General features: G+C 70.5%; 11 protein-coding genes. 4 read left to right on the forward strand and 7 right to left on the reverse strand.

Going from position 1 to position 11,851, the window contains the following annotated elements; all coding sequences use genetic code 11:
• Nucleotides 1–151: 151 nt before the first annotated feature.
• Nucleotides 152–1,576 (forward strand): alkaline phosphatase family protein, encoded by a 1,425-nt coding sequence (locus tag ACTIF1_RS13760; RefSeq protein ID WP_439597007.1) that lies wholly within the window; start codon nt 152–154, stop codon nt 1,574–1,576.
• On the opposite strand, the gene ACTIF1_RS13765 is transcribed toward ACTIF1_RS13760, so the two are convergent.
• From ACTIF1_RS13765 to ACTIF1_RS13780, 4 genes are all read right to left on the reverse strand, one after another.
• Complete coding sequence (locus ACTIF1_RS13765) at nt 1,573–2,604, reverse strand: amino acid ABC transporter substrate-binding protein (protein ID WP_439597008.1); 1,032 nt, start codon at nt 2,602–2,604, stop codon at nt 1,573–1,575. The two genes, ACTIF1_RS13760 and ACTIF1_RS13765, sit on opposite strands and share 4 nt — an antisense overlap.
• Entirely contained in the window at nt 2,601–4,514 is a 1,914-nt protein-coding gene (locus ACTIF1_RS13770; protein WP_439597009.1) for a TRAP transporter permease, read from the reverse strand. The genes ACTIF1_RS13765 and ACTIF1_RS13770 overlap by 4 nt, the downstream gene beginning before the upstream one ends.
• Nucleotides 4,515–4,539: 25 nt before the next feature.
• Nucleotides 4,540–5,535, reverse strand: coding sequence for a TAXI family TRAP transporter solute-binding subunit (locus tag ACTIF1_RS13775; RefSeq protein ID WP_439597010.1), 996 nt, complete (start codon nt 5,533–5,535; stop codon nt 4,540–4,542).
• A gap of 103 nt (nt 5,536–5,638) precedes the next feature.
• The gene (locus ACTIF1_RS13780; protein WP_439597011.1) at nt 5,639–6,004 is read right to left on the reverse strand and encodes a hypothetical protein; all 366 of its coding nucleotides are present in this window, start codon (nt 6,002–6,004) and stop codon (nt 5,639–5,641) included.
• A gap of 129 nt (nt 6,005–6,133) precedes the next feature.
• Between ACTIF1_RS13780 and ACTIF1_RS13785 the strand changes: the two genes are divergently transcribed.
• The 3 genes from ACTIF1_RS13785 to ACTIF1_RS13795 are packed head-to-tail and all read left to right on the forward strand — an operon-like array spanning nt 6,134 to nt 10,516.
• A complete protein-coding gene (locus tag ACTIF1_RS13785; RefSeq protein WP_439597012.1) occupies nt 6,134–7,732 on the forward strand; it encodes an ABC transporter substrate-binding protein in 1,599 nt (532 codons plus the stop codon).
• A 49-nt stretch (nt 7,733–7,781) separates the two neighbouring features.
• Nucleotides 7,782–8,747, forward strand: a complete 966-nt coding sequence (locus ACTIF1_RS13790; protein WP_439597013.1) for a Bug family tripartite tricarboxylate transporter substrate binding protein — start codon at nt 7,782–7,784, stop codon at nt 8,745–8,747.
• A gap of 47 nt (nt 8,748–8,794) precedes the next feature.
• Nucleotides 8,795–10,516 (forward strand): ABC transporter ATP-binding protein, encoded by a 1,722-nt coding sequence (locus ACTIF1_RS13795; RefSeq protein WP_439597014.1) that lies wholly within the window; start codon nt 8,795–8,797, stop codon nt 10,514–10,516.
• Nucleotides 10,517–10,839: 323 nt separating this feature from the next.
• Here the strand turns inward: ACTIF1_RS13795 and ACTIF1_RS13800 are convergent, their stop codons facing one another.
• The 3 genes from ACTIF1_RS13800 to ACTIF1_RS13810 form a co-directional block, all read right to left on the reverse strand.
• Nucleotides 10,840–11,043 carry a hypothetical protein gene (locus ACTIF1_RS13800; RefSeq protein ID WP_439597015.1) on the reverse strand — a complete coding sequence of 68 codons (204 nt, stop codon included), beginning with the start codon at nt 11,041–11,043 and terminating at the stop codon, nt 10,840–10,842.
• Nucleotides 11,044–11,144: 101 nt separating this feature from the next.
• Nucleotides 11,145–11,408: a hypothetical protein gene (locus ACTIF1_RS13805; protein ID WP_439597016.1), complete on the reverse strand. Its 264-nt coding sequence runs from the start codon at nt 11,406–11,408 to the stop codon at nt 11,145–11,147.
• A 59-nt stretch (nt 11,409–11,467) separates the two neighbouring features.
• A complete protein-coding gene (locus ACTIF1_RS13810) occupies nt 11,468–11,848 on the reverse strand; it encodes a hypothetical protein (RefSeq protein WP_439597017.1) in 381 nt (126 codons plus the stop codon).
• Between the last annotated feature and the right edge of the window lie 3 nt (nt 11,849–11,851).

An 11,851-nucleotide genomic window follows, 5' to 3' on the forward strand; every position in this document is an offset into this window, starting at 1 on the left:
TTCGGCGCGCGCGCCGGCCCCTCCTCCTTCCCGCCCCTCATCCCCGGGTTCGAAGGGGCCACTGCCCCTTCGCGGGAGGGGTGCGGGGAGGGCAGCGCCCTCCCTGCAAACCACCCGAACCACACCCCCTCACCCCCAGGAGTCCGAGTTCATGCCCCGTTACGTGCTGGTCGCCTTGGATGGGTTGCGGCCGGACATGGTGTCGGTCGAGGCGACGCCGAATCTGGCGGCCCTGGTGGCTGCGGGGACGCGGTTTGCCAATGCGCGGAGTGTGTTTCCGAGCGAGACGCGGGTGGCGACGCCGTCGCTGATCACGGGGTGCCGGCCGGGTGGGCATGGCATGGTGGCGAATACGCTGTTCGATGCGGCGGTAGCGCCGGACCGGCTGTTGCGGACGAAGCTGGTGGCGGATGTCCTGGCCATGGCGCAGGGCCGTGAGAGTCCGCTGGAGCGGCCCAGCCTGGGTGAGCGCCTGGCCGGGGCCGGGCGCAGTTTTGCGCTGGTGAGTGCCGGCACGGCGGGCGCGGCGCGGCTGCTGCATCCGGCGGCGGAGCGGCTCGGCAGTTTTCGTTGGAATGTCGAGGACAGTGAGGGGGCGACGGCGGCGGAGGTGCGCGCGGCCTTGGGCGAAACCCCGCCGCATGCGGTGCCCAACCTCGGCCGCGTGGCGCATGCGGGGCGGGTGCTGCTCGATCATGTGCTGCCGAAGCTGCGGCCCGATGTGGCGCTGCTGTGGCTGTCGGAGCCGGATATCGCCTTCCACTGGGGTGGGCTGTTGTCGCCGGAGGCGCGCGCCGGGCTGGCAGCGGCGGATGCGGTGGTCGGGCAGATCGTCGTCTGGCGGGATGCGCAGCCGGATGCGGCGGAGATCGGCATCATCGTCCTGTCCGACCATGGCCATGTGACGGGGCGCGGCAAGCTGTCGCTGACGGCGGAGTTGCGGCGCGCGGGTTTTCGCGCGGGCACCGGCATGGCCGATGATGTGGATGTGGTGGTCGCGCCCGCCGCCGCGCCGGGGATGTGGTTCCGGGACAAGGCGCTGGCGCCGCAGGTGGCGGAGTTCCTGGCGACCCAGGCCTGGGCCGGGCCGCTGCTGGCGCGCGATCCCTCCATCCTGCCGGCGGGCCAGGCCATGGCGCTGTCGCTGCTTGGCAGCGGGCACCGGCGCAGCGCGGATCTGGTGGCGACCTTTGCGGGAAGTGCGGAGGCGGATGAATGGGGTCTTCCCGGCCACGCCCCCTTCGACGCGCCGGATGTGCCGGAGGGCGGCGGCATGCATGGCGGGCTGCACCGGGCGGAGCTGGCGACGGTGCTGGTGATGCAGGGCGGTCCCTTCCGCCGTGGCGCGGTGGCGCAGGCGCCGGCGGATCTCACCGATATCGCGCCCACCGTGCTGCACCTGCTGGGCCTCGGCACGGAGGGCTGCGAGGGACGGCCCCTCGCCGCCGCCTGGGACGCGGCGCGGGACGCCGCGCCGCTGCACGAAGTGGTGGAGATGCCGCGCGGCTTCGTGCTGGAGGCGATGCGGGTGGAGCCGGGCGGCCGGCTCTACCCGACGGGAATGGTGCGCGCCTAACGAATGGGCGGCGCGTACATCAGCCCGCCCCGGGTCCAGAGGTCGTTCACGCCGCGGGCCAGGCCCACCGGCGTGTTGCGGCCCAGGTGGCGCTCGAAGATCTCGCCGTAATTCCCGACCGCCTTGATGGCGTTATAGGCCCAGCGGCGATCCAGCCCCATGAAGGGGCCGTGGTCGCCGGAGACGCCGAGCAGGCGGCGCACTTCCGGCCGCGGGCTGGCCAGCATCTCATCGACATTGGCCTGGGTCACGCCCAGCTCCTCCGCCTCGATCAGCGCGAAGATGGTCCAGCGCACGATGTCGAACCACTGGTCGTCGCCATGCCGCACCGCGACCGCCAGCGGCTCCTTCGAGATGATGTCCGGCAGCACCACATGCTCCGACGGATTCTGCAGGGCGGAGCGGATGCCGGCGAGCTGGGAGGCATCGGTGGTGAAGACATCGCAGCGGCCGGACTGGTAGGCGATGCGCGTCTCGTCATTCTGCTCGAAGACCACGGGGCGGATGTTCAGCCGGTTGCTGCGCGCCCAGTCGGCCAGGTTCAGCTCGTTGGTGGTGCCGGAGGTGACGCAGAAGGTCGCGCCATCCAGCTGCGATGCGCGCGTCACGCCCAGGCTGGTGCGCAGCAGGAAGCCCTGGCCGTCGTAGAAGTTCACCGCGGTGAAGTTCAGCCCGTTCGCCGTATCGCGGGACTGGGTCCAGGTGGTGGTGCGCGGCAGCACGTCGATCTGGCCGGATTGCAGCGCCGGCAGCCGGGCGGCGGAGGTGACGACGACGAAACGCGCGCGGGCCGCATCGCCGAAGACGGCGGCGGCGATGGCGCGGCAGGTATCGCCGTCGAGCCCCGTATAGATGCCGCGGCTGTCCATCACGCCGAAGCCGGGCGCGCCGGGATGCGCGCCGCAATCGACGGAGCCCTTGGCGCGCACCGCCTGCAGCGTGGGGCCCGGCGCCGCCATGGTCTGCGCCATGGCCGGCGCCGCCAGCGCCAGCAACAGCCCGGCGGCCGCGAGCGTTGTCCTGATCATGCCTTCTCTCCCTCGATGCGGCGCGCGGTTCGTGCCGTCGCCATTTGCCAGGCCGCCACCGTGCCCAGCAGGCCGAAGGCCAGAAGGAAGCGGCTGGTATCGTTGAACATATGGCCGAAGGCGGCCACCAGCCCGGCCGCGGCCATGGCGATGCGCAGCAGCGGACCGGTGCGGGCCATCAGGTAGCCGGCATAGGCGGAGGTGATGAGCGTCAGCGCGCCGACCTGGATGGCGGTCGCCATGAAGATGTCCAGCAGCGAGCCACGCATCATGATGCTGGGGTCGTAGATGAAGGCGAAGCCCACGGTGAAGCCGGCGATGCCGAAGCGCGTGGCGTGCACGCTGGTCATGGTGGGGCTGGCCTTGGCGATGGCCGCCGCCGCGAAGGCCGCCGCCGCGACGGGTGGCGTCGCATCCGCGATCACCGCGAAGTAGAAGGTGAAGAGATGCGCGGCCAGCGGATCCACGCCGATCGAGGCGCCGAGTTCCAGCACCTGCGGCACGCCGATGGCAGCCGCGATGATGTAGCTGGGCGTCGTCGGCACGCCCAAGCCCAGCACCAGCACCGTCAGCGCCAGCAGCATCAGCAGCAGCGCCAGGTTGCCGCCGGCGAGACCCTTGATGATGCCGCCGAAGGCCACGACCATGCCCGTGGCGGTCAGCGCCGAGACGACGATGCCGGCGCCGGCGATGGAGACGGCCAGCGGCGCCATGGTCAGCCCGGCCTGGGCCAGCGCCTCCACGATCTGCCACAGCGACATCCGCGACCGCTTGCGCAGCATGGCGACGAAGACCATCGCCACGGTGGCACAGAAGGCGGCGAAATTGCCGGACCAGCGCTCGGTCATCAGCCAGACCAGCACGATGATCGGCAGCACCAGGTGGACATCCGCCAGCACCTCGCGCCAGGCCGGGATATCCTTCGCCGCCATCGCTGTCATGCCGGCGCGCTTTGCCTCGAAATGCACCGCGGCGAGGATGGCGAAGTAGTAGAGCACCGCGCCGATGGCGGCGGCGATCAGGATCTCGCCATAGGGGATATTGGTGATCTCGGCCATGACGAAGGCCGCAGCCCCCATCACCGGCGGCATCAGCGCGCCGCCGACGCTGGCCGCGCTCTCGATCCCACCGGCGACCGCCGGCTTGTAGCCGATGCGCGTCATCAGCGGGATGGTCATGGCGCCGGTGGTGATGACGTTGGAGACGGAGGACCCGCTCATCGTGCCGAACAGGCCGGAGGTGATGACGGCGACCTTGGCCGGCCCGCCGGTATAGCGCCCGGCCAGCGCGGCGCCGAGATTGGAGAACAGCCTTCCCGTACCGCTGCCCTGCATGAAGCTGCCGAACAGGATGAAGACCGCGATGGTGGTGGCGACGATGCCGGTCAGCGGCCCGTAGATGCCGCCGGCGGTGGGCACCAGCCAGGCGGATTCGACGATCTCGGCCGGGGTGAAGGGGCGCGCATTCAGCACGCCGGGCAGCAGGTAGCCCCATTGCATATAGGCCAGGCAGCCCAGCACCATCCAGGCGAGGCCCGGCTCCACCGCGCGGCGCGTGGCCTCCAGCAGCGTCACGATGGCGACGATGCCGAGCACCATCATGGGCGTGGTGAAGGGGTCGACATATTCCATGCGGTCGGCGACCGCCATCCAGTTCCACATCACCCAGGCATGCGGCAGCCCGGCCGCCACCGCCCAGATCCAGTCGAGCACGGAGGGCCGGTGCATCGGCGACCGGGTCTTGGACGCCGGGTAGAGAAGAAACAGCAGCGGCGTGAACACCAGCAGGTGGAAGCCGCGCATCTGGATCGGCTCGGGAAATCCCGTGCCGCCGAAATAGAGGTGGACCGCGGCAGCCGCCGCGGCCCAGCCCCAACAGACCCACTTCAGTGGGCCGGCGAGTTCACGCATCCTGCCGCGCCAGCCCTGCCGTCGATCAGGCCGGCATCACGCCGGCTTCGCGGAAGGCGCGCGCGGCGCCGGGGTGCAGCGGCACGCCATTGTACTTCCAGGCCACCGCCGGGTCGAAGGCGCCCATGCTGGCATGGATCTGCGTCAGCCGCGGGCCGCGGTTCTTGATCAGCGTCCTGGTGATGCCATAGGCGACATCATCCGGCAGCGTCTCATGCGTCAGGATCACGCTGTCCATGGTGGTCACCATCAGGTCGCGCGACTGCAGCTGCGGATAGGTCGCCGCGGGCAGAACGCCTTCCGCATAGGCGTAGGTATCGGCCAGGTGCTTGCGCACATCGTCCGGGAAGCCGACGAGCTGGGAGGCGCGGCGGCCCTGGCCGATCTCCGTCAGGATCGCGGCCGGCTTGGCCAGCGCGCAATACAGGTAGTCCACCTGGCCATCGGCATAGGCGGCGGCGATATCGGCGTAGCTGCCGTTCAGGTAGCGGCCGCCCTCGCTGCGGATGCGGTCCGGGCTGGTGCCGAGGAAGCGCAGGATGCGCTGCAGCGTCATCTCGTCGGTGGAGGAGCGCTGCGGGCAGGCGATCTTCAGCCCGCGCTGGGTCAGGATCTCCCGCATCCCCTCCGGCCCCGAGCCGACGGCACGGACCAGGTTGTGCTCGGTCGGGCTGTAGCCGGTGCCGAGGCTCTTCAGCCGCTCATGCTTGGCCGTGTAGGGCTCCTCGCCCCGGGCCGCGGCGGCGGTGAAGGCATCGATGCCCCAGCCGAGCTGCGACTGGCCGTTGTTCACGCGGGTGGAATTGGCCAGGCCGCCGCCGGGGACGACGCGGATGCGGATATTCGGGTTCTCCTCCCCGATCAGGGAGGAAAGTCCGGCGGCCATGGTGTACCAGCCGCCGCCGACCGAGCCCGCCACCCATTCATAGGTGGTCTGCGCCTGGGCGGTCCGGATGAAGGGCGCCGAGAGCGCGGCGGCGCCCAGCAGAAGCGCGCTGCGGCGCGGAATCATGATGGCCATCGAGGGCCTCCCCGTTTGTCTGCGGGGGGATCATGCGCGCCGGTCCGCCCGGCTTGCAACCGGGGTGGAAGCCGCTTTCTGGCCGCCGCCGCCGCGCGGCTGCTCAGCCCTGCGGCAGGTAGGGCCGGGCCGCCTGCAGCGCGGGCGTGCAGCCGGGCGCGGCCTCGGCCAGCACCACCTCAGCCTGCACCGTGCCGATCCAGGTGGCGAGGCCGGTGCGGATCGCCCACCAGGGATCCTCCGCCGCGCGCTGCAGCAAGACGGGCGCGGCCGCGGCGCCGCAGGCGGCGACCTGTGCGACGATGGCGGGCGGGGCATTGGCCTCCGCCAGGCGCGACTGCACCTCGGCGGTCAGGGGGTTCACCAGGAAGGCCACCACCAGCCAGGCGATGAACTCGCCGATCATCGGGCAGACCCGTTCAGGCGCGCAGGGGACATGGCCAAAACCCTCCGTTGGAAAATCCGACATCGCGCGGCTGCGCCAGAGGGGCCCGGATCCTCCGCGGATCTGGCGCTGCGGCCGGGCGGCTTCAAGGGCGGTTGCGTCGCAGCCGGACACTCCCCCATGCTGCCCGCAAAACCCCTGCCGGAGACCCCGATGCATCGCCGCAGCCTGCTGACCGGAACCGCCGCCGCCGCCCTGCCCTTCGCCCTGCCCCGCCTGGCCGCCCCGGCGCTGGCCCAGGGCGCGGCCGCGCATACGCTGCGCTTCATCCCGCAGGCCGATGTCACCACGCTCGACCCGCTGAACACCACGAGCTACGGCGTGCGCAACCACGGCCATATGTGCTGGGACACGCTCTACGGGCCCGACACCAACTTCGTCATGCGTCCGCAGCTGGCCGAGGGCCATGTGGTGGAGGAGGACGGGCTGCGCTGGGTCTTCACCCTGCGGGCCGGAACGAAATTCCACGACGGCACGCCGATCCGCGCCCAGGATGCCGTCGCCTCCATCGCCCGCTGGTCCGCGCGCGATACTCTCGGCCAGACGCTGCGGGCGCGAACGGCGGCGATGACCGCGCTGGACGATCGCCGCTTCGAGATCCGCCTGAACCAGAAGTTCGGCCCGATGCTGGAGGCACTCGGCAAGCCGTCCTCCTACCCCTGCTTCATCTTCCCCGAGCGCTTTGCCACGGTGGACCCCACCACCCCCTTCACCGAGGTGGTGGGCAGCGGCCCCTATCGCTTCGTGGCGAATGAGCGGCTGTCCGGCGCCCGCGTGGTCTACCAGAAGTTCGCCGACTATGTGCCGAACCCGAACCCGCCCAGCCTGCTCGGCGGCGCCAAGATCGCGCATTTCGAGCGGGTGGAATTCAACATCATCACCGATGCCGGCACCGCCGCCGCCGCCATCCAGTCCGGCGAGATCGACTGGTACGAGCAGGTAGCGCCGGACCTGCGCCCGCTGCTGGCGCGCAACCGGGACATCACGGTGGAGCGCGTGGATTTCGGCGGGCTGATGGCGCATCTGCGCTTCAACCACCTGCATGCGCCCTTCGACGATGTGCGGGTGCGCCGCGCGCTGCTGCATTCCATCAATCAGGCGGATTTCATGACCTCGATCATGGGCACCGACCGGGCCCTGTGGTCGGATGGCATGGGTGTCTTCCCGCGCTCCTCCCCGCTGGTGAATGACGAGGGGCTGACCGCCCTGACCGGCCCGCGCAGCTTCGACCGGGCGCGGGCCGCGCTGCGGGAGGCGGGCTATGCCAACCAGCCGGTGACGGTGCTGCACCCGACCGACGTGGTGAACAACAACACGCTGACCACCGTGCTGACCGATGCGCTGAAGCGCTCCGGCCTCAATGCCGAAAGCGCCACCAGCGACTGGGGCACGGTGCTGCAGCGCCGCGGCCGGATGACCCCGCCGAATGAGGGCGGCTGGAATGCGCTGATCGTGCTCTTCGGCGGCGTCGATCTCGGCAATCCCGGCGTGCATCCGCTGCTGCGCGCCAATGGCCGCCAGGCCTGGTTCGGCTGGCCCACCAGCCCGGCGCTGGAAGGCCTGCGCGACGAATGGCTGGAGGCGCCCGACCTCGACGCCCAGAAGGCCATCGCCCGCCGCTTGCAGGCGCAGTTCTGGCAGGATGTGCCCTACATCCCCCTCGGCCAGTATTTCGTGGACAGCGCCTGGCGGAAGAGCATTTCGACGCCGCAGAAGGGCATGGCGCTGCCGATCAACGTGCGACGCGTATGATGGCGTGATCGTTGCATGGGCGGCGGCGAATCCACGGAGGACCCGCCCCATGCTCGCCCGCCGCTCTCTCCTCCTCGGGGCGCTCGCCGCGCCATCCCTGGCCCGCGCCCAGGGCTGGTCGCCGGACCGGCCGATCCGCCTGCTGATCGGCTTCCCGCCCGGCGGTGCCTCCGATGCCGCCTTGCGCATCATCCAGCCCCGGCTTGCGGCACGCCTCGGCCAGAATGTGGTGATCGACAACCGCACCGGCGCCGGCGGCAACCTGGCGGCGGAGGCGGCGGCGCGGGCGGCGCCGGATGGCACGACGCTGGTCTCGGCCAATATCGGCACGCTGGCGGTGAACCCCGCCTTGCTGAAGACCATGCCCTTCGACCCGATCGCGGACCTCGCGCCGCTGTCGATGCTGTTCAACGCCACCAATGTGCTGGTGGTGCCGGCCGCAAAGCCCTTTCGCAGCGTGGCGGATATTCTGGCGGCGGCGAAGGCGCGGCCGGAGACGCTGACCTATGGCACCGGCGGCGTCGGCTCCCCCGGCCATCTCTGCGGCATCCTGCTGGACAGCATCGCGGGGGTGAAGACGGTGGCCGTGCCCTATCGCGGCGGCGGGCCGCAGATGCTGGGGCTGGTGGCGGCGGAGCATGATTTCTCCTTCTCGCCCATCGGCACGGTGCTGACCCATGTCGCCGCCGGCACCATCCGGGCGCTTGCCGTCGCCACCCGTGGCCGCGCGCCGGAACTGCCGGAGGTGCCGACCATGATCGAGGCGGGGCTGGCGGATTTCGAGGTGCTGAACTGGGACGGCATCCTGGTGCCCAAGGCCACGCCGGCGGCCATCCGCACCCGCCTCGGCGATACGCTGCGGGAGGTGCTGGCGGATCCGGAGGTGGTGGCGGAATTCGGCCGCCGCGGCCTGACCCCGCGCCCGACCAGCGAGGCCGATTTCGCCGCCCAGCTCGCCGCCGACAGCGCCACCTGGCAGCGCCTGATCCGCGCCGCAGGCATCGAGCCCAGCTGAACGACCCGCGTTTGCAGCCGCCGCATGGGGTGGTGTATCGCCGCCCCATGCTCCGCAAATTCCTCGGCTTCTACCGCCCGCATCTGCGCCTGGCGCTGATCGCCTTCGGCTGCGCCGCGCTCTCCGGCGTGCTGGAGCTCGGCTTCCCCATGGCGGTGCGCGGCTTCATCGACCATCTGCTGCCGCAGCAGGATATGGGCCTCATCGGCCTGGCGGTCGCCGCGCTGCTGGCGATCTACCTGCTGAATGCGGCGCTGATGGCCGTGGTCACCTATTGGGGCCATGTGCTGGGCATCGCCATCGAGACGGAGCTGCGCCGCAACGCTTTCGACCAGCTGATGCGGCTGTCCTTCCGCTTCTACGACAACCAGAAAACCGGCCACCTGGTCGGCCGCGTGACGAAGAACCTGGAGGATATCGGAGAGGTCGCGCATCACGGGCCGGAGGATCTGCTGGTCGCGGTGCTGACCTTCCTGGGCGCCTTCGCGCTGATGCTGCTGGTCAGCCCGACGCTCGCTTTGCTGACGGCCGTGATCGTGCCGCTGGTGGGCTGGGTCGTCGCGCATTACGGCGGGCGGATGACGCTGAACTGGCAGGCGCAGTTCGGCCGCGTCGGCGCCTTCAATGCCCGCATCGAGGAAGCGGTCGGCGGCATCCGCGTGGTCAAGGCTTTTGCGAACGAGGCGCATGAACGCAAGCTGTTTGCGGCGGACAATGCGAACTACCAGCGCACCAAGCTGGAGGCCTATCGCATCATGGCGATCGGCATGACGCTGAACTACCTGGGCATGCGACTGGTGCAGCTGGTGGTGATGCTGGCCGGTGCCGCGCTGATCGTGGCGGGGCGCCTGTCCATCGGCGATTTCGTCGCCTTCCTGCTGCTGGTGAATGTCTTCTACCGGCCGCTCGAGAAGATCAACGCGGTGATCGAGACCTATCCCAAGGGCCTGGCCGGCTTCCGCAGCTACCTGGACCTGATGGCCACCGAACCCGACATCGCCGATGCGCCGGATGCCACCCCCGCACCCCCACTCCGCGGCGCCGTGCGCTTCGAGGGGGTAACCTTCGGCTACACCTCGGACCGCCCGGTGCTGCGCGACCTCTCGCTGGCGGTGGCGCCGGGGGAGACCATCGCCCTGGTCGGCCCCTCAGGCGCCGGCAAGACCACCATCTGCTCCCTGCTGCCGCGCTTCTACGAGGTGCAGGCCGGGCGCATCACCATCGATGGCATCGACATCCGGCGCATGACGCTGGCCTCCCTGCGCGGGCAGATCGGGCTGGTGCAGCAGGATGTCTTCCTCTTCGCCGGCAGCATCCGCCAGAACATCGCCTACGGCCGCCTCGGCGCCAGCGAGGTCGAGATCCGCGACGCCGCCCGCCGCGCCCGGCTGGATGCGCTGATCGCGGAGCTGCCGGAGGGGCTGGACACGCTGATCGGCGAGCGCGGCGTGAAGCTCTCGGGCGGCCAGAAGCAGCGCCTGGCCATCGCGCGCATCTTCCTGATGAACCCGCCCATCCTGATCCTGGACGAGGCGACCAGCGCCCTGGATACGGAGACGGAGCGCGCCATCCAGCAGGCCCTGGCCGAACTGGCGCAGGGACGCACCACGCTGGTCATCGCACACCGCCTGGCCACCATCCGCGACGCGGACCGCATCCTGGTGGTGACCGAACGGGGCATCGCGGAGCAGGGCTCGCACCAGGAATTGCTGGCCGCCGACGGCCCCTATCGCCGGCTGCACGAGGCGCAGTTCGCGGAGGCGTCCTGATCAGGTCCAGCCGGACCGCCGCTGGCAGAACTCCTGGTCACGAGGGTCGGGGCGTAACGGATCCCTGCTCCTCCTGCCCGCCATGCAGGCGCAATAGCTGTGGACGACGCTCTGCGACACCGGCGCCCGGCGATGGTCGTTCACGCAATCGTTCAACAGGTAACTGTAGACAGGGTTGATGGGCGCAGAACAGCCCGCGCAGAGCGCGACGGCCAGCAGCAGAAAAGGCTTCACGGCAAGGCTCCGGTGCGACGCCGCAACAGTCGCACTGCCGTTTTCAGCGGTCCATCGCCTTCGCCCCCCGGGCGCCGAAAGTCCTTGCTTTAGCGCATTCCGGAGCGGCGCTCGCAGGCGGCGTGGTCGCGCCCATCGGCCACCCCGCCGGGCGCCAGGTGGACGGAGCCTCTGGTCGCCCGGCTTTCGGCCATGCAGGCGCAGTAGCTGCGGACGACGCTGTCCGGCACCTGTCCCTGCCGATGGCTGCGCTGGCACTCGTTGATCGTGCGCGCCTCATCGGGGGACCGCATCGCGGAGCAGCCTGCGCAGAGCGCGACGACCAGGAGAAGAATGGGCTTCACGAGTAGGCTCCTGCGAGTCGCCTTGCGAAGCGGCAAGGCTTGGAATTGCTCTAGGTCCAGCCGGACCGGCGCTCGCAGGCCTCGCGGGCGCGGGGATTGGCGCGCTCCCACTGGGTGATGGAGCGCGTCTCGTTGTTCGACATGCGGTCGTTCATGCAGCTGCAATAGGCGCGCACCACGCTCTGCGAGACCCGCGCCTCGCGATTGTCGCGCAGACACTGGTTGATCCAGCGCCGGTCATCGGCCGAGGAGGAGCTGGCCGTTGCGGAGCAGGCGGCGGTGAGCGTGAGGGCCAGCAGCAGAAAGGACTTCACGGCGGAATTCCGGAATGGAACCCCAACCGTTGCATGGGTGGACCGGAGCGTCCAGCGCCTCAGCGCAGCCGCCGGCGCTCCTCCTCGATCCGGCGTTGCTGTTCCTGAAGCTGGCGCTGCTGTTCCGCCAGCTGGCGGTCGCGCTCGCGCAGATCCTGCTGCCGCGTCTGGCGGTGGCGCAGCTGCTCCCGCCCCTCGCTCTCGCGCCGCACCTGGCGCTCCCGCTCCCGCTCGCGGCCGCGCTCATAGGCCTCGCGCTCGCGCTGCTCGCGCATCTGCTCATCCTGCTGGCGCCGTGCCTCGTTCGGGTCGCCGCCCTGGAACTGGCGCAGCACGTCGCCCAGCTGGCCGAGGTCCTGCGCCGGCGCCGGCGTGGCCATGAGGCTGGTGGCGAGGAGGGCGCCGCAGGCCAGAAGGCTGTGGCGGATGTGGCTCGGCATGGC

Origin of the sequence: Falsiroseomonas sp., assembly GCF_051860665.1 — a bacterium.
Classification (GTDB): Bacteria; Pseudomonadota; Alphaproteobacteria; order Acetobacterales; family Acetobacteraceae; genus Falsiroseomonas.